At 60.2% G+C, this 19,175-nt stretch carries 18 protein-coding genes; 10 read left to right on the top strand and 8 right to left on the bottom strand.

All coding sequences use genetic code 11. The features are described from left to right. Positions 1 to 18: 18 nt before the first annotated feature. The gene (locus tag J7I86_RS01250) at positions 19 to 1,197 is read right to left on the bottom strand and encodes a YDG/SRA domain-containing protein (protein ID WP_214814979.1); all 1,179 of its coding nucleotides are present in this window, start codon (positions 1,195 to 1,197) and stop codon (positions 19 to 21) included. 333 nt (positions 1,198 to 1,530) lie between these two features. Between J7I86_RS01250 and J7I86_RS01255 the strand changes: the two genes are divergently transcribed. After that, positions 1,531 to 1,977 (top strand): dihydrofolate reductase family protein, encoded by a 447-nt coding sequence (locus J7I86_RS01255; RefSeq protein ID WP_214814980.1) that lies wholly within the window; start codon positions 1,531 to 1,533, stop codon positions 1,975 to 1,977. Between the two features lie 526 nt (positions 1,978 to 2,503). Beyond that, on the top strand, positions 2,504 to 2,704 hold the full coding sequence (locus tag J7I86_RS01260) for a hypothetical protein (protein ID WP_214814981.1): 201 nt from the start codon (positions 2,504 to 2,506) through the stop codon (positions 2,702 to 2,704). A 72-nt stretch (positions 2,705 to 2,776) separates the two neighbouring features. Here J7I86_RS01260 and J7I86_RS23230 read toward each other — a convergent pair whose 3' ends face one another. The 3 genes from J7I86_RS23230 to J7I86_RS01275 form a co-directional block, all read right to left on the bottom strand. Then, complete coding sequence (locus J7I86_RS23230; RefSeq protein WP_396019844.1) at positions 2,777 to 3,325, bottom strand: HNH endonuclease; 549 nt, start codon at positions 3,323 to 3,325, stop codon at positions 2,777 to 2,779. A gap of 52 nt (positions 3,326 to 3,377) precedes the next feature. Further along, positions 3,378 to 4,622 carry an NAD(P)/FAD-dependent oxidoreductase gene (locus tag J7I86_RS01270; protein WP_214814982.1) on the bottom strand — a complete coding sequence of 415 codons (1,245 nt, stop codon included), beginning with the start codon at positions 4,620 to 4,622 and terminating at the stop codon, positions 3,378 to 3,380. A 64-nt stretch (positions 4,623 to 4,686) separates the two neighbouring features. Then, a complete protein-coding gene (locus J7I86_RS01275) occupies positions 4,687 to 5,058 on the bottom strand; it encodes a TfoX/Sxy family protein (protein ID WP_214814983.1) in 372 nt (123 codons plus the stop codon). Between the two features lie 326 nt (positions 5,059 to 5,384). Between J7I86_RS01275 and J7I86_RS01280 the strand changes: the two genes are divergently transcribed. The 5 genes from J7I86_RS01280 (at position 5,385) to J7I86_RS01300 (ending at position 11,473) form a co-directional block, all read left to right on the top strand. Beyond that, on the top strand, positions 5,385 to 5,588 hold the full coding sequence (locus J7I86_RS01280; RefSeq protein ID WP_024819996.1) for a cold-shock protein: 204 nt from the start codon (positions 5,385 to 5,387) through the stop codon (positions 5,586 to 5,588). A 388-nt stretch (positions 5,589 to 5,976) separates the two neighbouring features. Then, positions 5,977 to 8,535, top strand: a complete 2,559-nt coding sequence (locus J7I86_RS22590; protein ID WP_309476639.1) for a LuxR C-terminal-related transcriptional regulator — start codon at positions 5,977 to 5,979, stop codon at positions 8,533 to 8,535. 82 nt (positions 8,536 to 8,617) lie between these two features. Next, positions 8,618 to 9,880, top strand: coding sequence for an APC family permease (locus J7I86_RS01290; RefSeq protein WP_214814984.1), 1,263 nt, complete (start codon positions 8,618 to 8,620; stop codon positions 9,878 to 9,880). A 328-nt stretch (positions 9,881 to 10,208) separates the two neighbouring features. After that, complete coding sequence (locus tag J7I86_RS01295) at positions 10,209 to 10,787, top strand: plasmid pRiA4b ORF-3 family protein (protein ID WP_214814985.1); 579 nt, start codon at positions 10,209 to 10,211, stop codon at positions 10,785 to 10,787. Between the two features lie 167 nt (positions 10,788 to 10,954). Then, positions 10,955 to 11,473 carry a hypothetical protein gene (locus J7I86_RS01300; RefSeq protein ID WP_214814986.1) on the top strand — a complete coding sequence of 173 codons (519 nt, stop codon included), beginning with the start codon at positions 10,955 to 10,957 and terminating at the stop codon, positions 11,471 to 11,473. 86 nt (positions 11,474 to 11,559) lie between these two features. On the opposite strand, the gene J7I86_RS01305 is transcribed toward J7I86_RS01300, so the two are convergent. The 3 genes from J7I86_RS01305 to J7I86_RS01315 are packed head-to-tail and all read right to left on the bottom strand — an operon-like array spanning position 11,560 to position 14,887. Next, positions 11,560 to 12,312, bottom strand: a complete 753-nt coding sequence (locus J7I86_RS01305; protein WP_214814987.1) for a tyrosine-protein phosphatase — start codon at positions 12,310 to 12,312, stop codon at positions 11,560 to 11,562. A 23-nt stretch (positions 12,313 to 12,335) separates the two neighbouring features. After that, positions 12,336 to 13,721, bottom strand: a complete 1,386-nt coding sequence (locus tag J7I86_RS01310; RefSeq protein WP_214814988.1) for a UDP-glucose/GDP-mannose dehydrogenase family protein — start codon at positions 13,719 to 13,721, stop codon at positions 12,336 to 12,338. Further along, positions 13,718 to 14,887 carry a glycosyltransferase family 1 protein gene (locus J7I86_RS01315; RefSeq protein ID WP_214814989.1) on the bottom strand — a complete coding sequence of 390 codons (1,170 nt, stop codon included), beginning with the start codon at positions 14,885 to 14,887 and terminating at the stop codon, positions 13,718 to 13,720. The genes J7I86_RS01310 and J7I86_RS01315 overlap by 4 nt, the downstream gene beginning before the upstream one ends. A 182-nt stretch (positions 14,888 to 15,069) precedes the next feature. Here J7I86_RS01315 and J7I86_RS01320 point away from each other — a divergent pair, with 182 nt between their 5' ends. Both J7I86_RS01320 and J7I86_RS01325 read left to right on the top strand, forming a co-directional pair. Further along, positions 15,070 to 16,953 (top strand): FG-GAP-like repeat-containing protein, encoded by a 1,884-nt coding sequence (locus J7I86_RS01320; RefSeq protein WP_214814990.1) that lies wholly within the window; start codon positions 15,070 to 15,072, stop codon positions 16,951 to 16,953. A gap of 225 nt (positions 16,954 to 17,178) precedes the next feature. After that, on the top strand, positions 17,179 to 17,841 hold the full coding sequence (locus J7I86_RS01325; RefSeq protein WP_214814991.1) for an excalibur calcium-binding domain-containing protein: 663 nt from the start codon (positions 17,179 to 17,181) through the stop codon (positions 17,839 to 17,841). An 81-nt stretch (positions 17,842 to 17,922) separates the two neighbouring features. Here J7I86_RS01325 and J7I86_RS01330 read toward each other — a convergent pair whose 3' ends face one another. Then, complete coding sequence (locus tag J7I86_RS01330) at positions 17,923 to 18,363, bottom strand: MerR family transcriptional regulator (RefSeq protein ID WP_214814992.1); 441 nt, start codon at positions 18,361 to 18,363, stop codon at positions 17,923 to 17,925. 153 nt (positions 18,364 to 18,516) lie between these two features. On the opposite strand from J7I86_RS01330, the gene J7I86_RS01335 reads away from it, so the two are divergent. Beyond that, complete coding sequence (locus tag J7I86_RS01335; RefSeq protein ID WP_026005349.1) at positions 18,517 to 18,939, top strand: Hsp20/alpha crystallin family protein; 423 nt, start codon at positions 18,517 to 18,519, stop codon at positions 18,937 to 18,939. Positions 18,940 to 19,175: the final 236 nt, after the last annotated feature.

A 19,175-nucleotide genomic window follows, 5' to 3' on the forward strand; every position in this document is an offset into this window, starting at 1 on the left:
CCGTGCCGCGAGTACTAGCTATCTGCGGCCTGACACGCCAATGGAGATCTGCTCTTGATAAGCGATGTGCTCAAAATTCAGTGCGTGGGCTGTGGCGACAGTAAGCTGCCCGACTGGCTCACCCAGGTTCAGCACGGTACCGTCTGGACGAATAGTCAGGGCATGCCCATCAAGTAGCTTGTGGCAGTTTGGGCATAGACACAAGATGTTGTCCAACGTATCGGGCCCATTGTGGGGTATGCCTAGCGGTCGAATGTGTGCACCCTCCGAATATGGCCCTGCGGAAGTGACAAGCCGGGCGCTGCAAATCTGGCATGTGTGGTCATAAAGCCGCTTGATCGAAGCTGCGACTTCATAGTTTCTAACGATGCGACTGATTTGTGACCCGCGGCGTAGTGGTGCCACGTCTTCCCCGCGCGTTAGGGCGATGGCAGTCTCGTCCGGGATTAGGCTGTCGCCTGCAACTGCCCGCAGCTGATAGATCAGTACTTTCCAGCCATCACGTATGCCCCAGCTCCAACTGGTGACTGTGAACAAGCCGAGATAAATGTACTGTTCGTGTGACCGATCCCCTGTGAGCACCGACTCCTTGACCAGCACCCGCACAGGCCGGCCCAGATTGTGGTTTTCGACCAGGCCGAGATTTCCCTTCTCGAGCTTTTGGTCAGCTACGTGTCTGCCCGAATTGGCATTGCGTCCCCCAAAGCCGGTGTAGGTGATGAGGTCACCTTGGATCTCATCATCGGAGTACCCCGCTGAAAGACAAATGGATTGTGTGCCGTGTGCCTGACCAGCGATGCCTGCCTGCAGTGTCCTGTGCACGCCGGCGTCGTAAGCCTCTCGTCGATTAGCAAAAATGGTACCGGGAGGGCATTCGGGGATTTCTCCATAGTGGGGTGCAGGTTGGGTATCGTCCCGGACGACAAGTTCAATACCAAAGCGTTTGAGGGTCCGCCGAGTCTCATCGCCGCCGGAAAATAGGCGAATCGGAAGGGGACCGTTGGCAGGATGTTGCTTTCCATATGCAACGGCCAAGAGCGGCTTCGAATCGACCAGCGTGCCATCAACGTCAGCGAAGTACCTATGTGAAGCCTGCTGCTCATATTTTTCAAGGAAAGCAGTTCGCCCTAAAGTTTGAAACTCGGCGACGGTCCTGGCGATTGCTAATGCGTCAGTCAGCTCAGATAATGCGCGCACAGAAGTAGCCCCCCGGTCCTATCCCTTTTAGCGACGTGGTCTGAGTTCACGTCGCTAGATCGTCTGAGTCTTGGCATGGTGCCAACGATCTGTACTCAAATATACGAAAAAATGGCGTCACGTTCCGTATGTGTCCCACACATATTGTGGGGATCTATTTCTCGGGTCGGCCCAGTAAGGCCAGGTTAACCGCCGGACGCTTAGGGTCACCCCACGCCTGCACCGACCTTCTCCAGGTGCCTCCAGGTGCCCATTGCCCAACAACCCACCTGTGGCACCCCCGTGGTGATCCTGTCGCCTGGGTGACGATGGGTTGCAGAGAAGGAGCCCAGGATGGGACTCATCCATATTGACCCGTTCGCCTCGCTCGATGGCGTCGTGCAGGCGCCCGGCGACCCTGAGGAGGATCCAGCCGATGACTTCGCGTTCGGCGGTTGGCAGGCGCCATTGATTGACGATGTGGTAGGGCAGCACATAGACGCGGGCCTGGCGGGGATGGACGCGTTGCTGCTTGGGCGCCGAACGTGCGACATCTTTGCTTCGTATTGGCCGCAGCTGGATGGCAGAATCGCGCAGTTGTTCAACCGCATTCCCAAATGTGTGGCTTCGCGAAAGTCGCTGAATCCCGAATGGGCCGGCACCTCTCAGCTCGGGCGGGACCTCGTCAGCTCCGTGCAGCCGTTACGCGAGAAGCACCAGAGTTTCCACGTGATTGGCAGCCTCGACTTGGTGCAGACGTTGTTCGCTGATCGCTTGTTCGATCAGCTCAATCTCTGGTAAGTGGATGTGGTGCATTCCGTCCGCGGACGGTCCTCGATGATCTTTGATGCGAAGTACAAGGCCGGATCTCCAGTGGAGCGTCTCTTAACGCGGACCATTACCTAATGCTGGCTTACTGCACCGCGCTTGGGGTGCCCCGTGCTTGGCTCGTTTACGCAGGCGCCGGACAGCCCCGTTCCCGCCGAGTACTGAACACAGGAGTGTCCGTAATGGAGTTTCCGCTGGATCTTTCTCGGGACCGGAGGCTTTGCTGGCGCGGGTGGGTGAATTAGCAAGTCGTGCCTACAGCGAATTAGCCGTGCACGCGGAAGTAGGGTCCTAGAAGTCTTCCGGGGCGAGTAACAACAAAGCTTGCCCACGTCTGCGTATATGACCCGCCCCGAAGCGGAAGATGATGGCACACCACAGTGCAGATAAGTAAGTAATCCTGATCGGGAATATCGGATGTCTGATTCCTAGGTCCTGCACCGCAGTGACAGATGACGTTACGCTATCTGGACGACATCGTAGGGGGACGATTTTGAAAATGACTACTGCACGTAAGATCCGCGTCTTGAACATTGCATCAACAGTCCTGCTGCTGACCGTTTTGACTCTGCAGTTCACAAAAGTAATCGACGGGTTCTGGACTCTGACGCTGCTCGTGCTTATCGCGGCCCCGACGACGGTTGCTTGGGTGGTTCTGGAGAGACGGCAGGGCGCGGAAAAGATGCGAGGCGGCGCCTAGGCTGCTCAAGGCGCGCGAGTTGCGTCCCTCAGAGGCTTCGTCGTTCACCCACCGAAATCGCATCGCCACTTCCTACATTCGAAGCACGACGACGCTCAAGGCGCGATAACATACCGGGGCTCGGGATACTGGCGCCCTTACGCGCCGATTGCAGTGACTGCAGGCAGCAACGAAATTTTGGAGCGAAGTCGCTCCACCTTTGGACCATCGATAGAAGTGATCTCCGTGTTCTGCAGCCCGGGCGCAACGCCGCCCGAAACCCGGCTCCAGCTCGCAACGCCCGGATGCCCGCTTCATTCCTTCGTGGCGTTGGTACCGCGTGAACCGTCGCCGTGGATCACGACGACGAACGTCTGTTGTTCGCAATACAACGGCTACAACGAGCAACATCACAATCGCTACTGTGGGCGGGCCTATAGCTATCCAGAGGCGACCAAACACTTCCTGTAAAACGCTTGAGGCTGAGCCAGTATCGGAAGCGCCAATGACTCGCTGCTTAGCAAAGAACGGGAAGATTGCCGCAAACAGCCACGCCGCAGACACTGCGACTAACAGACGAAGGGATTGGCGCGTCCAATAAATACGCTGCAATTCATTCTGAAATGACTGGCCCTCTGTCATGCCGCGACGTTAGCAGCATTGCATGCCTCCCTGTGGGCAGGCTCGCGAATATTTAGTCAGCGGCAACCCTTCCTGCTACGTACTCCGCGTCCAGCCCCACCCCGCCAACGATCGCTGAGTAGTGTCGGGTTAGCCATGGCAGGCCCACGACGTATAGTCCGGGGGTTTCCGTCACGCCTCGCGAGTGTCGAGGGTAGCCCCATTCGTCGACTAGGGGCAGGTCGACGAAGCTGAAGTCGAGTTTGTACCCGGTGCCCCAAATAACTGACGTGATGTTCGCATCGACGATGTCCAGCTCAGTTTGTTCTGAGGGGAGCCAGTCATCTGGCGGCGGAGGCTGCTGCTCCGGTGCGTCGATCCCTGCCGCCGCGATATACGCATCAATCGCCCTTCCCGAGCGTTGCGCGAAGATCGACTCAACTGTCCCAAGACGTTCAGGGAGGTCATCGCTGAAGGTGATGTCGCCGGCGTCGATGGTTTCCAGGTGACCGTGCAGGTGCATACCCCGGCGCCCGAGTTCGCGGAGGTGGATGCTGTGTCCGCCGTCGGTACCGGAGAGCAGTGGGTTGGGCGCGAAGCGAAGGGCGGGAGAGGAAAGCGCCTCGGTGGTGAGGGCATGGACCCCGTAGTCGGGGCCGTGTTTGCCGGTTTCCAGCATCCAATAGATGAGGTCCTGGCCGCGGTATCGGCGGGGTGCTTCGGGAACGATGGAGACGGAGAGGTGGACCTCGCGGCCGGCGGCGTGCAGCTCCTCGGCAATCTGCCCGCCCGATTGGCCGGCGCCGACGATGAGCACTGCCCCCGCCGGGAGCTGCGACGGACTGCGGTAGTCGTGAGTGTGGAGTTGTGTCACGCCGGCTGGAAGCTTGGCGGCCAGTGCGGGGATCTTGGGGACTTGGTAGGCGCCGGTTGCCATCACCACGTTCCGCGCTCGCAGGCCGCCCAGAGATGTCTCAAGCTCGAAACCGCCGCCTGAGGCGGAGGACAGACGAGTGACGTCGACGCCGGTGTGAACGGGTGCTGCGATCAGCTCGGCATAGCGCCCGAAGAGATTCACTACAGCGGTCCCTGGGATGAACGCCTGGCGGTCTTCGCCGTCGTACGGCATCCCGGGGAGGTCCAGCGCGAGGTTGGGGGTATTCATGTAGAAGCTGTCCCAACGGTCCTGAAAAGCGCCACCCAATGATTCCCGCCGCTCAAGGAGCTGATGTTCCACGCCGAAGTGAGTCAGCCAGTAGCTCGTGGCGAGCCCTGCCTGGCCCGCACCGATGATGACCGTATCCGGGGTCGGTCCCATGAGGTGGAGTTTACGCTCGGGCGGAGCTCCAAGATACACGTCCGCGCAACTGCAAGGCCAGGGATCAACCCTGCTTCTTAGGTGCCCGCGCTTTGGGCTCCTTCGCGGGGAGCGCTGCGACGCGAGCGAAGGCTTTCGCCACCCACGGCTCGGCCTTTGCCGGATTGTCATTCCAGGCTTCCGGGAGCCCGACGTAGCCGCCCATGGGACGTTCCTCCGGCCCGAATGGTTGGGTTTGGTGAGACGACTCAAGGTCGGCCTTGTCATTTTCTGAAAGCTTGATGCCGATGGTTGGACCGAAAAGTCCTGCAAACATGTTCCCGTTGACGAACGCACCCAGATTGCCAAACATGGGCTTGACCACCACGTCCGGGTGGTCAGGTACCACTGACCGGAAGCGTTCCTTGTCAGCCTCGGACGGCTTTGGCATCTGCATGATTTCCTCGGATCCTGGCGCGCGGTTGCCTCTGTCTGCAGCATACGACGGCGGTGCGCTGCCAGCTAGGCGCGCTGGCGGTGGTAGCCGCTTCGGGCGGTCTTGGCGTACCTCAAATGGATAAATTTCAAAAGAAGTTGGCTTACCGCTTCCCATCTCCCCAAATCTCTGTAGACTAGTTGATGTTGTTGTGTTTGGCATTTGGTAGTTCAGGCAGTCCCCACGATCCTTCCGGATCGTGACTTTCTGAAGTAACTGTGGAGAACACCCCACACCCGGAGACCCGAAAGTCGGGACCATCTCCACCTTCAGTAAGGACTGAAAAAATGGCTACAGGTACCGTAAAATGGTTCAACTCCGAAAAGGGCTTCGGCTTCATCTCTCCTGAAGATGGCAGCCAGGACGTTTTCGCTCACTACTCTGCGATCAACTCCTCGGGCTACCGCTCCCTCGAAGAGAACCAGAAGGTTTCCTTCGACGTCGAGCAGGGCCCCAAGGGTCCCCAGGCAGTAAACATCCAGGCTGTCTAGTCTTCGGATAGTTTAGAAGCAGGGCCGGTCACTGACCGGCCCTGCTTTTTTGTCTGCCCGCATATGGAATATATCTTCTAGTTCTAGAAGTCGTAGTCGAACACATATCCACATAGTGAATTACACCCATGTAATTCGCTTCCAACTCTCCGTAGCGTGGAAGTAATCCACCCGCCGAGCTGAGGAAGCACCCCATGGATCAGCCAACTTCTGAACGCCTCCGCCACCTAGACGAGTCCCGCGAGCACCTAATTTGGCCCAAATCACCACCTAGAGTGCCCCAAAACTGTCTGTGCAAGGCTGTTTTGCCACCTAGTCCCGTTTTCAAGATCTAGCCTGCGAAGTGAGCCGCATGTCGGGTATCCACAAAAACAGAAGGCTAGGTCGCGTGTTCGATTCAGAGGTTCAACGAATCCTGGACTTCGTTGCACGCGGCATCGGAGTGAGGGTTGTCGGCGCACCGGGTAGCGGTAAGACCACCGTATTGCGCAGTGTCATGAGCAACTTGGAGAAGGCCGGAGTTTCCGTACACCTCATCAGTGGTCTCCGCACGCACCGGTCCATCCCATACGCGGCCATCAAAGGACTCGGACTGGACCTGAGACCGGGCCGCAGCGGAGTATTGGACATCGCCGACGTGTTCTCCAGCCAGTTGGCCAAAGCCGGTAAACACTTGCTGCTTGTTGACGATCTCCACTTGGTAGACAGCGAATCTCTAGCCGTCCTGGAAGCTGTGAGACGGAGATCGGATTGTCCTATGGTGGCCACCGCTCCCGACACATGGGCTTTCTCCAGAGGTCAGCTCGCGGTCCTCAACAACGGCCGGGAAGCGCATCTGCAACTGGATCCGCTCCACTACGAGCAGGTCCACTTCCTCATCGCACAGGTCCTGGGAGCCCCGGCTGACGCGGACACCACTGCGCGCATCCTCACTAAGTCCGCCGGCAACCCACGCCTCATAGTACGGATCGCAGAGACCGCATCCCTGAGCAACCTTCTAGTCCTGAAGGACAAGCAATGGATCATGTCGGCCGGGACCCTATGGAACGAACACCTACGCGGCACGCTTGAGGCACTCCTGGCTGAACTGAGCGCTGACGAGTTCACGGCCCTACACATCATGGCCATTCTCGGCACGGCACGGGTGGATGTCCTCCACAAGGTCATTCAACCGGATGCTTTGGAGGGCTTGGAACGCAGAGGATTCCTGTCCGTACTGGCCGACCATCACAACGGCTCCATCGCGGCCATCAGCCCTCCAGTCATCGCTGACTACTTCCGCGGAAGCAAGAACTTGCGAGACCGCAAACTGCTCCGCAGCAAGATCGCGGGCGTTCTTGAGGCCCCTCCGCACCAGGTCCCGGAAAAGCGGACGACCGCTGACAGTCTCTCGCGAGTGCTTTCATCTCTTCGCCTTGAAAAGGGCGACGACGACGCCATCACCTCCCGGCAAATCCACGAGCACAACGCGGACCGAGAACGTATCCGCTTTGAACGCTGGCAGGACAACAAGTCAGCGGCCAATGCCTCGGCATTCCTTCGTATCTATTGGGGTGCACCCGTGGACGTGGAGCGCGCCACGCGCGTCTGCGCCGAAACCTCAAACTTCGACGCCGATCCCCGGGACCTCCTGTTTGTCGCGATCACCGAGGCCATGCTTGCCGTTCACACCGGGCGGGGTCCGAGGGCCGCCGTCGACATCCTCCAAAAGTTCGCAGGGGACAATCCGCGCCTGCGGACGGAAGTGGAGGAAGCCATGTTGTTCCTCAATGCGTCCCACGGCAGGGTCCCGCCGAATACCGGTGACGCGGAAGGTGCTTTTGAGAGCCCGAAGACAGGAATGGGGAGCTCGGTGCACGGGCTCTTGGAACTCTATCGGTTCAAACCGGTAGCAGCCTTGGAAGCGGTGGACGGAGAAGGTGAGGACGATGCTTTCCCACATCTTCGCCCATTTGTCCTCAGTTTCGGACTCTTCGCGGCAGGCCGGGTGGAGGAGTCTTTGGTACTCGCCTTGGACTGGCGAGCCGAAGCACGCAGGAACCTGGACCTGTTCGGTGTGATCACCAGCAGCTATGTGGCCGCGCATGGCCTGCTCTACCGTGGACACTTCGAAGAGGCTGAATACCTCATGAGCAGCGTCTTCGCGATGGGTCGCCCGGGCTTCGTGGTGGATTCGCTATACGACGCCATGCTCAGACTCGCAGGGCTCAGACACGCTACAACCGCTATAGCGCCGGCGCTTTCCATAGCCGCACAGGCGAGAACGGACGTGGCTGATGTCGGTCCACTTCCCGGTATTGGCAAAGGGGCATACGAGCTCGTAGCCCACAACAACTCTCAACCGTCCACGTTCGACCGGAAGGCCATAAAACTCATCAGGCGGCAGTTGAAGAGCGGCTACGTCCTCGAAGCCATGATGACAGCGCTGCTGTGCACGTGCCTTTGCCCTGGCCGAGCGGTTCTGGACCTGTTGCAGAAGATCTTGCGCCAGAGTGGCCTTACGGTTCACGATCAGCTCGTTGCCATCGCATCCGCGGTTGTTGAAGGTGACCATAAGCTTCTTGGCATTCTCCTCAATCACTATGAACCTGACGTAGACACGTACCAGGTTGGAATGTTGCTTAGAGGAGCGCTCAAACGCCATGTGATCGACGGCGATGCGACCGCAGCTGACGCCATGGCACAAGCTTCGTCCATTTTCGCTGTCCGGTTCCCATCAGCAAACGAGCAGCTCTCCTACAATTCCTTCAGGACCACGCCGCTGACTGAACGGGAGATCGAGGTGGCCATTTTGGCCGGACACCACACCAACGTGGACATCGCGGAACAACTCGGGATCAGTGCCAGGACAGTGGAGAACCACATCTCCAACGCATTGAGGAAGTCGGGTGCAACGTCCCGCAATAGTCTCTTCATGCTCGTGGGGAATTCACTTCCGCCTCGCTGACCCGGGATAGGCTGGATTCACCTCAAATCGCCGGTTTTTAGCCCTACTAGCTACGCCGGGTTCCCCAGTGTGAAGGGTTTCAGTGAGCAACTCTCCGGCTTTGGCCCGCCGACTAGGCACGTTCGACGCATCACTGATTGGGCTAGGGTCCATGATCGGTGCGGGTGTTTTCGCGGCCTTCACCCCCGCCGCTGCAGCCGCTGGATCAGGGTTGCTCATCGGCTTGGTGGTGGCGGCATTCGTCGCCTTCTGTAACGCTACATCATCGGCCCAGCTCGCCGCAGCCTATCCAACCTCCGGCGGAACCTACATATATGGTCGCGAACGGCTCGGCCCGTGGTCCGGGTTCCTGGCGGGCTGGGGCTTCGTCATCGGCAAGACTGCAAGTGCCGCAGCTATGGCCATGACCTTCGCCGCCTATGCCGCGCCGCAAGGCTGGGAGCGCCAGGTGGCGATTGCCGCCGTCGTGGTTTTAACTGCGGTGAACTATCACGGGGTAACCCGAACCGCCGGGCTGACGCGCGTCCTGGTGATAGCAGTGCTTGCTGCCCTGGCCATTGCTATTACTGCTGTCTGGGGTGGTTCCGGTCCTGACTTCGGCAGCTTTGTGGGCGACGGGCTATTGGCCCACGGTTGGTACGGCATTCTGCAATCGGCGGGGCTCCTATTCTTCGCGTTCGCCGGGTACGCAAGGATCGCGACCATGGGCGAAGAAGTTCGGGAGCCCAAGCGCACTATTCCACGCGCCATCAGCATTGCCTTGGGTATCACCATCACCATCTACGCCGTCATAGCGGTTACGTTGCTGGCGGCACTTGGCCCTGATGGAGTGGCTGCCACACCCACGCCGTTAGCCGATGCTGTGAGTGCGGGGACCTTGGCTTGGGCTGCGCCGGTAGTTCGCGTCGGTGCTGCGGTGGCTTCCCTGGGTGCATTGTTGGCGCTCATCGCAGGGCTCGGAAGGACGAGTCTGGCCATGGCCCGGGAACACGACCTGCCGCACTGGCTCTCCGCAGTACATCCGCGCTATACGGTCCCGCATCGTGCCGAGATCACCCTGGCTGTGGTGATCTGCGTGATCATCGCAGTGGCTGATCTTCGCGGAGCCATCGGTTTCTCGTCATTCGGAGTACTGCTCTACTACTTAGTGGCAAACGTCGCCGCCTACACGCAGCCGACGGAAGACCGCCGCTACCCGAAGTTCCTGCAGGTGGTGGGCGCGGTTGCCTGCGTGGTTCTTGTTGCTACCCTGCCACCGGTGTCCGCCGGGCTGGGTGTGCTGATGTTCGTAGTGGGCATTGTGTACCGTTTGGTGCGTTTGCGGCTGATCCGCCCAACCCGCTGACGTCTCCGGCTGGGCGCGGCCCCACCAGGGGGTGGTAGGTGGAGCCGCGCCGTAGTGCCTCCTACGCCAGGACGGGTGGGACTCCCGCCGGACACCGGGATGCCCGCCCCGAAGGCACAAGAAGAGACTATGGGCGGTTTTCAGGCTCTAGGTGTTCGGAAGAGGCAATTAGGTGCCGCTGGAGACCGAATTAGGGGTGCTGAGGACCAAAAATAGGTGGTGGGGCGGGCCGCCTAGGTGTTGGCGCGCCGTCGAGCGCTCGCGGTGGTAGCCCGAATCAAGGACACATGACGCGAAACCGCTCCACGGCACTGGCAGAATGGCGGACATGGAATCACCCGCCACCGTTCCCGCCGTCGAGCTGCGCATTTCCATCAGTGAAACTGAGCCGCTGATCTGGCGCCAACTCGTTCTCCCCGAAACCGCCACAGTTGCTGAGCTACATGAGGCCATCCAGTGCGCCTTCGGGTGGAAGAATTCGCATCTTTACGCCGTTGCCGGCCGTGACCGCACAGGCAAGAAGCGCATCATTATGGGAGTAGACGACGGCGATCTCCCGGCTGATAGCGAGATAGCGGCGAGTGTGCGGCTACTCGAGCTCTTTGACGCGCAGACCTCAGGACAGTCAGACCTTGAGTACGACTACGACTTCGGGGACAACTGGACCCACGAGATCGACGTCGTTGGACCTGCCGTACTGCCGGAGAGCTCCATCACGTGCAACGGCGGAGCGATGCGGGGTCCCGTGGAGGATTCCGGGGGAGTCCAGGGCTACGCCAATGTGGTGGCTGTGGTTTCCAACCCCAAGCATCCTGAGCACAGAGAGGCTGTGGACTGGCTTGAGCTTGTGACGCTCAGGAGAGCCTGGCAAAGTTTGATCCGGCAGCTTTTGATAGCAACGCCGTAAACGATCAACTGCGACTGCTGGCTCGTCGGCTTTGGCCAGGGAACGTCACCGATGAAGACGTCGAGTTCGTCCTGGGGCCGGTCCTTTGGTTCCTTAACCAGGCGGGCCCGGATGGCTTGCCACTGACAGCGGCCGGTTATCTCAAACCAACCGTGGTTAGGCGAGCAATGGCAGAACTCGGGTGGATGGAACCCTGGAACGCGAACGTCTCAACAGAAAGTCACGCAGCACCTGTCCGGGTAGTGCGCGAACGGCTCCAAGAATGGAAACTCCTTCGCAAAAGCAAAGACAGGCTGCTCCTGACTCCGGCAGCCAGAAAGCTCATAAACAGGCCCACGATGCTTTGGCATTACATCGCTGATCGATTGGCCGCACCCGGGCACGAGGGCGTGAAACTTGCAACTCAACTCAGGGTGCACTGGGAGCTTACGGGAAGCCAACCGCCTTGGAATGTGGTGGACGAGGTGGTGCAGCTCGCGCTCCACGACCGCGGCCTGCGAACCGCCACAGGTGCTGATATTCCATTGGACTGGGCAAGTGGCTTGAGGATTGACGTCTATCAAACCCTGCGCTGCCTGAGACTTTGGGGTTCGACAAAGTGGGGTTCGGATGGGCTGGGACCATCCGACGCCGGCATCAGATTCCTGCTCGACGTGCAGAGCCGCTGGGACGGCCGCAGCATCTAGGATGCTTCTAGGTTGGTCAGGTTGTTGCTCATTGATGTGGCGTGGGCTGAGGAGCAGTGGCGTCCGTGATGGTAGAACGCCCGGCCTCAGGTGATATTTGAGCCTGGCAACCTGCCACGCCAGGTGCTGAGAGCAGCACGGTCACTTTCGGGAAGGTCCGCTGCCTCGATGAAGCTTTGCAGGTCGAACCCGGCCAAAGCCGTCCGAAAGGCCTCTTCCGTGGTGGTGCCAAAGCGTTCGCAGAGTTCGTTGAGCAAGGGTTCGGCGTTGTTTCTGTTACTGCTGGCGGCTCGGACGTCTCCCAGCCGGACGGTTTCGAGGTAGTCGTCAACTATTGCTTCACTACTGGTGTTAACGGCCGAAAGCAGGATCATGGCAATAAGTCCGGTCCTGTCCCTGCCACCCATGCAATGAAAAAGGACTCCGCCCGGCGGTGCATTGACGATCAAGGAGATGGCACCCCCCGCTCTTTCTGGCATTGCCGTGAGGTGAGGCAGGAAGTACAGCGCGGTGCCTACCAAACCGTTGTCCCAGTAGCCCGCCCAGAACTCAGTGTTCTCAAGACCATCGAGATCCAGATTGATCGTGGTCAGCCAAACTGGACGTTTTCCGGTGTCCCTTTCTCGTTCCCGTGGTTGGCGAAGATCGACGACGGTACGAATCCCCGCCTCGTAAACTTGCTCCCAACCGGCGGGGCCAACACGGTCTACATTGTCGCTCCGGAAAAACACCCCGGGCGGAGTTTGTGTTCCGTCTGCACGCTCCAAACCGCCGAGATCGCGGCCATTGGCCAGACCATCAACCCGCAGCAAACGGTCCTTGCCCCTCAGTTCTCCCATGCCCCAAGTAAATCAAACGAGGGTTACGCTCGTGCGTGCTTCTTCCTGTCCGCAGGCTTCGCAGCGTCGCCCGCCCCAACAACCACCGACGCGCCCGTCCCCAACCCGCGGACCGTCCACCCGGCACTGCGCCAGGCCTCAGCGTCCAGTACGTTGCGAGCATCCAGCACCATCCGGCGTCGTACGAGTGCCCCCGCGACAACAGGTGAAAGTGAGACGTATTCGTCCCATTCGGTGAGCAGCAGCACCAGTTCGGCGCCTTCGAGGGCGCGTTTGGTGGAGGCTTCAAAGCGGATTTGCGGGTAGCGGATCCAGGCGTTGTTGATGGCTTTGGGGTCCGTGACGGTCACGTGAGCGCCGGCGTCGGCCAGCTGCTGGGCGACGTCCAGGGCGGGGGAGTCGCGGATGTCGTCGGTGTCCGGTTTGAACGCCGCGCCAAGGATGGTCACCGTGCGGCCAGACAGGAAACCGCGGCACATCTCGCGGGCCACCTCCACGGCACGGGAACGCTGGTCCAGGTTCACCGAATCAACCAGAGCCATCCACTCGTCTACCGATGGCACCGAAAGTTCGCGGGCCTGCGCACGGAAAGACCTGATGTCCTTAGGCAGGCATCCGCCGCCGAAACCGAGCCCGGCGTGCAGGTAACGGTTGCCGATGCGCGGATCCAAGCCCATCGCCTCGCTCAGTTCGCTCACGTCAGCACCCGACGCATCGCACAGCTCGGCCATCGCATTGATGAAGCTGACCTTCGTAGCCAGGAACGCGTTCGACGCCGACTTGATGAGTTCCGCCGTCGCAAAATTGCAGACCAGCCGTGGTATCCCGGCGCTGATCAGGGGCTCGTACGCCGCGTCCAGAACAGCAGTAATGGGCGCCCCTGCCGCAGCACCTTTGCCGCCGGGAACCCCGTAAACCAGACGATCCGGAACCAAAGAGTCCTTGACGGCTGTACCCTGCCGCAGGAACTCCGGGTTCCAGCCGAGCAGCACGTCCGAGCGTCGGGCGAGGATGGCGCGGAGTGTCTCCACCGTGCCTACCGGCACTGTCGATTTACCGACGACGGCGGCACCCTTGGCCAGATGCTGCAGGAGGCTCTTCGTGGCGCCCATCAGGTAGGAGAGATCGGCCGTGCCAGCGGTTTTGGACTGCGGGGTGCCCACGCATAGGAAGTGGACCTGGGCATCTGCTGCAGCCGCGAAGTCCGTGCTGAAGATGAGTCGGCCGGTGGTGCGGCCGTCTTTGAGGAGCTCATCCAGTCCCGGTTCGTGGAACGGCGCAATCGCCTTATTGAGCTGCTCAACTTTGGCGGAGTCGACGTCGATGCCCACCACGGTGTGGCCCATCGAAGCGAGCGTGGCGGCATGAACTGCGCCGAGGTAGCCGCAGCCGATCACGGAGATCTTCATGAGAAGGGTCCTTTGCTTGAGGTGAATTCGCTGGGCCCGCTTGATCCGCTGGGTACACCGGCGATGACTTCGTTGTAGTGGCGGACCAGGTGTGAGCTGAGGACGGGCCACGTCCGGCCTTGGACCGAAGCGGTAGCTGCCGTTGCGAACGCGCGGCGCTTGGCGTCGTCTCCGATCAAGTCCTGAACGTAGCCGCGTAGTTGGCCGAGGTTCCCGGGCTCATACAACCAGCCCGTGCGCGAGTTTTCCACGAGGTCCAAGGGGCCGCCGCGGCCAGTAGCCACTACGGGAACGCCCGATGCCATGGCTTCCTGGATGGTTTGGCAGAAGGTCTCGAACTCGCCGGGATGGACGAAGAGGTCGAAGCCGGCGACTGCCTCCGCCAATGCATCCCCGCCAAGGAAGCCGGCGAAGTGGGCAGCCGGAAGGGCGCTTTGGAGGGCTTCCCGCTGCGGGCCATCGCCAACGATGACCAGCTTCGTGTTCGGCAAATCAGCCAGCACGGCGAGATCCTCAACCTGCTTCTCCACGGCAAGCCGGCCGACGTAGCCGATGATGCGGTGACCGCTCGGTGCCACTGAGCTGCGCCACGCCGTCGAACGCTTAGCCGGGTTGAACCGCGCGGTGTCCACACCACGCCGCCACATGTCAACGCGTAGGATGCCGCGTCCACGCAACTGGTTCAGCGCAAATGTTGACGGCACCAAGGTTCGGGTGGCCAGAAGATGGATGTTGTCCACGCGGTTCCAGGCCCAGTTCTCCAGGAACGGCACACCATAGCGGGCGGCGTAGCTGGGAACCTCGGTTTGGTAGATGGCCACAGTGGGGATGCCGAGCTGATGGGCGGCCTGCACGGCGCGCCAGCCGAGGACGAACGGGGAAGCGAGGTGCACGACGTCGGGGGAGAAATCGGCAAGGATTCGCTTGACCCGATTCACACCACCCAACGCAACCCGCACATTCGTGTAACCGGCCAGCGGCACCGAAGGAAGCCGGTGCACATACGCACCCTTCTCGACGCTCGAAACATCAGTGTCCGACGTCGACGGCGCGATCACCATCACCTCATCCCCGCGCTCCTGCAGATGCTCCAGCACCCGCAGTATGGAGTGGGTTACCCCATTCATCAATGGCAGGAATGATTCGGCGACGATTGCGATCCTCACGCTTACAACGGTGGTCGCGGCGGTTGGCTTGGCGGGTTCGAACGGGTGGCTTGTGGGGGAAGAGTTGGTTAACAGGTGGGTTGGGTTAACACAGGAGTAGGACTCAATGCTGGGAGTTTCCTGTGCGCGCTGTAGACTCCGCTCATCGACGCGACAGTCGCGTCTCAATTAATGGGGGTCCCATGGGTTCTGTCGCGTTCGGATCAGCTGTGTCCGGGGCCAGAAGAAAATATCAAAGACTCACGACGACGGCCCTCGCCGTTGCCGGGATTCTTACTGCATCGCTGCTCATCAGTACGCCCGCGGTAGCCGACGTGGTCGTGGCCGACATACCAGTGGGAACGGCGCCTCGAGACCTGATCGTCGGCCAGTTCAGGGACGAAAAAATCTACGTTGTGACGGACTCCGGTCTGTCCATCATAGAAAAGGGCACCCACAGGGTCACCACTGTGGATGTAGGCGGAGTTCCTCAGGACGTCGCCATTCATCTGGGGCGGGTTTATGTGAGCGTTTCTACGGGTGCGGGCAAACCGGGAACAGTCGTGATGCTGAACTCTTTCACAGGTGAGATTGCTCAGACCTACCCAACAGGTGTGGATCCACGGCAAGTGGTGGCAAACGAGAGTAACGGTAAAATCTACGTCGCCTTCAAAACCGGAGTGATGGTGATGCAAGTCGGCTTGCCTGATGAAACGGTGCCACTACCGGAGACGCCAACAGACATGGCGTTCAGCCCGATCAACCACAACCTCTATGTTGCCAATGGCAACGCGGTGACGGTCATCGACAAGAATACCAACGCGACGACCTCTATTGACCTTGGTGCTTCGGTAACGAGAGTGGCCGCGAGCTATACAAGCAACAACACGACTTTTGCTACCACAGTGAGCCAAAATAAGTCCTCAATTGTGGCAATCAACGGGTTCACCAACGCTACTAGTACCGTGTACGAGACTTTTGGGACGCTCGGGGAAGTCCTGACGGACGGGAATTTCCGGCTCAACGTGGCCGCATCGAATGGCATGAACGGAAGTTCCGTCATGGTGTTCGATACCGATACCAAAACAAAAATTGCGGAGGTGGGCACGAATGGTGAATCGGGCAAAATGGGCGGTCTCAGAGGCCAAAGCAGCGTTTACGTCCCAAACTTGGCCGGTGGCGTCACCATCATTGACCATAACTATGCTTCAAGCACCGTTCGAACAGGGAACAATCCTGTAGCAGCCGCTGTGGACATGGACAATCGAAAAGCCTATGTCGCTAACAAAGGCAGCAACACGGTGACGGTCATCGACGCTAACATTCCGGCGCCCGTTAAGAATGACTTCAATGGCGATCGAAAAACTGACGTACTGGCACGGGATGCCGCGGGCCGGCTTTGGCTGTATCCCGGAAACGGTGCAGGCGGCTGGCTGCCGAAGGTTCAAGTGGGCTCAGGCTGGAATGTCATGACGGCTTTGATCGCCCCAGGTGACTTCAACGGGGACGGAACCTCGGATGTGCTCGCCCGCGATAGTGCAGGTACCCTCTGGCTGTATCCGGGGAACGGCACGGGCGGCTGGTTTCCCCGCAAGCAGGTGGGCGCCGGATGGTCTGTCATGACCGCCATTACTGCTGCCAGCGACTTTAACGGTGACGGAAAGGTTGATGTCCTGGCCCGGGATGGTTCCGGGCTCTTGTGGCTGTACCCGGGCAATGGTTCAGGCGGTTGGTTGTCACGCGTTCAGGTGGGCTCTGGCTGGACGGGTATGTCCGGAATCATGGGCGTCGGCGACTTCAATGGCGACGGTACGGCTGACGTGGCCTCCCGAGACGGTGCCGGGACGCTCTGGCTCTATCCCGGGAACGGATTCGGTGGATGGTTGGCCCCCCGCAAGACCGGCTCAGGGTGGAACGTCATGAACACCTTGGTGGGACCGGGTGACTTCAGCGGCGACGGCAAAGCTGACATTCTGGCCAGGGATTCCGCCGGGGTCCTCTGGTTGTACTCCGGCAGTGGCGGCCCAGCTTGGCCTATCCCGACGAAAATCGGCCAGGGCTGGGAAGGCATGACTGTCATTTTGTAACCCATACTGTGTCGCGGCAAGAGCGGAGGATCTGCATATCTTGCCGCGACACCGGTGGCGCGGGGACATTGTGATGACGGTGATTAGCCAGCATTATTACGCACTTCTTGTTTGCACAGCCGCACTACGGGCCGCGCACTGTTACCTTTTGACTTGGCATGCCTCAGAAAGCTCGGCACTCAGGCCCTTTCCAGAGTTCTGGCATCGCTTCAAAAAGGGGACATTTTGAAAAAAACACTCGCACTAGTTGTGCTCTCCGGACTTTTGCTGACCGGTTGCGCCACCAAGCAGGCCTCAAACCAGACGCCTGCGACGGCGGCTGCATCTCCGGTAGCTGAGCGGACTGTCGAAGTGCCGGACGTCGTCGGACTCACCCTCGACAAGGCCACGGACCAGCTCAAGGACCTCGGTCTCAAGGTCGAGGCCAAAGACGTAAATGATGACAAGTCAATCATCGTCCAGAAGAACTGGCAGGTGGTCAGTGCAGATCCTGTCGGCAAGACCAAGGTGGCCGAGGGATCAACCATAAAGCTTGGGGTCAAGCATCTCACTGACGAGACCGCGACCCCGACGCCCACTCCGGCCCCGACGCAGGCACCGGTTCCGTTGGTGGCACCCGTGGCTCCAGCAGCTCCGGTCGTGGAGGCACCACCAGTGGTGGCGCCTGTTGCTCCGCCGGTTGTGGAAGCGCCACCGGCTCCCGCGGCGCCAGTTGCACCCGTCGCGCCGGCGCCTCCGGTTGTGGCACCGCCAGCGGCACCCGCAGCTGTCTACTACGCCAACTGCGCAGCTGTTAAAGCCGCTGGTGCAGCCCCGATTCACATCAGCCAACCCGGATATGGGCGTCACCTTGATAAGGATGGCGACGGCTGGGGCTGCGACAAGTAAAGCTCCATAGCAGGTCTTAGCAATGGCCACTCCGTTTCGGGGTGGCCATTGCCATGCTCGTAAGCCGAACAGTGCTGCGAGTTACTCGCCGACTGTAGTCTCCCGCGCTCGCTTCAAATCCTTTCGCAATCCCCGGTTGTCCGCTCGCAGCTCCCGGTTATCGTCAGCCAACCCACGGTTGTCCTCCGTCAGCCCCCGGTTCTCCGCTTCCAGTTCCAAGACCAGTTTCACCCCGGCCAGGTTCAGCCCTTCATCCAAAAGCACCCCGATCCGGCGCAGTGTCTCGAGGTCGTTTTCGCTGTAGCGGCGGGTCCCACCGTCGGTCCGGCCGGGGGTGAGCAGGCCTTTGCGCTCGTACTGCCGGATGTTCTGCTGCCCTGTGCCCACGAGCTCAGCAGCAACCGAGATCGCATAAACCCCGCGCGAGCCAGCCGGCCCCGCGCCTGGGGTGCCGTCCGCGCCGGAAGACGCCAGGCCGCCGTCGTACTCTTCAGCGGCAGTCCCGCCGTCCGAACCCGCCATGCAAACCTCTCCAAAAATCTTCCGGAAAACTACTTGCATCCACTCTCTCACCAGTGCTATAAAAAATCTATACCAGCCATTACAGATCAAGCGGTTCAGGAAGGCTGGTACGAACAACAGAATCAGCATCAAAACCAAAGGAGTGAGAACCAAATGCTGATGCGCACTGACCCGTTCCGCGAATTCGACAGGCTCGCCCAACAGGTTTTTGGCACAACAGCACGCCCGGCCGGAATGCCGATGGATGCATGGCAGGAGGACGGACAATTTGTTGTTGCCTTCGATCTGCCAGGGGTGGATCCGCAGACCGTTGACCTCGACGTCGAGCGCAATGTCCTCACCGTAAAGGCAGAACGCAAGTCGCCCGCGGGCGAGAACACCGAGATGATCGCGGCCGAGCGCCCACAGGGCGTCTTCAGCCGCCAGCTCATCCTCGGTGACACCCTGGATACCGACGGCGTCCAAGCCAGCTACGACGCCGGGGTGCTTACACTCCGCATCCCCGTCGCCGAGAAGGCCAAGCCGCGGCGCATCGAGATCCAATCCAGCGGGCAGAGGCAGGAAATCAACGCCTAGTCCCCGTCCGCCCTGCCGGAAGGCTCACCCGGGGGTGGCCAACCGGCGGGGCGTCAGCCGGGAACAACGGAGGCGGCCGCATCGGAATAGTTGGGCGCAGGCTTCGCGCCACGTCACAGCGTTTCTTAGCGCACATGAAAGCGACCCCCGCCCGTCGTCTCCCGATTGATGGCCCCCGGCTCAGCCGGGGGCCATCCCCAATCCGCAGCAGGAACCGGAACCAGAAGTGAGCACCC

The sequence above is a fragment of the Arthrobacter sp. ISL-95 genome (assembly GCF_018613695.1).
Classification (GTDB): domain Bacteria; phylum Actinomycetota; class Actinomycetes; order Actinomycetales; family Micrococcaceae; genus Arthrobacter.

Bases quoted from the DNA above. Each gene is read 5' to 3' on its own strand.
- J7I86_RS01255 (WP_214814980.1), top strand. From the start codon at position 1,531: ATGGGACTCATCCATATTGACCCGTTCGCCTCGCTCGATGGCGTCGTG.
- J7I86_RS01260 (WP_214814981.1), top strand. From the start codon at position 2,504: ATGACTACTGCACGTAAGATCCGCGTCTTGAACATTGCATCAACAGTC.
- J7I86_RS23230 (WP_396019844.1), bottom strand. From the start codon at position 3,325: ATGACAGAGGGCCAGTCATTTCAGAATGAATTGCAGCGTATTTATTGG.
- J7I86_RS01270 (WP_214814982.1), bottom strand. From the start codon at position 4,622: ATGGGACCGACCCCGGATACGGTCATCATCGGTGCGGGCCAGGCAGGG.
- J7I86_RS01275 (WP_214814983.1), bottom strand. From the start codon at position 5,058: ATGCAGATGCCAAAGCCGTCCGAGGCTGACAAGGAACGCTTCCGGTCA.
- J7I86_RS01280 (WP_024819996.1), top strand. From the start codon at position 5,385: ATGGCTACAGGTACCGTAAAATGGTTCAACTCCGAAAAGGGCTTCGGC.
- J7I86_RS01295 (WP_214814985.1), top strand. From the start codon at position 10,209: ATGGAATCACCCGCCACCGTTCCCGCCGTCGAGCTGCGCATTTCCATC.
- J7I86_RS01300 (WP_214814986.1), top strand. From the start codon at position 10,955: ATGGCAGAACTCGGGTGGATGGAACCCTGGAACGCGAACGTCTCAACA.
- J7I86_RS01305 (WP_214814987.1), bottom strand. From the start codon at position 12,312: ATGGGAGAACTGAGGGGCAAGGACCGTTTGCTGCGGGTTGATGGTCTG.
- J7I86_RS01310 (WP_214814988.1), bottom strand. From the start codon at position 13,721: ATGAAGATCTCCGTGATCGGCTGCGGCTACCTCGGCGCAGTTCATGCC.
- J7I86_RS01320 (WP_214814990.1), top strand. From the start codon at position 15,070: ATGGGTTCTGTCGCGTTCGGATCAGCTGTGTCCGGGGCCAGAAGAAAA.
- J7I86_RS01330 (WP_214814992.1), bottom strand. From the start codon at position 18,363: ATGGCGGGTTCGGACGGCGGGACTGCCGCTGAAGAGTACGACGGCGGC.
- J7I86_RS01335 (WP_026005349.1), top strand. From the start codon at position 18,517: ATGCTGATGCGCACTGACCCGTTCCGCGAATTCGACAGGCTCGCCCAA.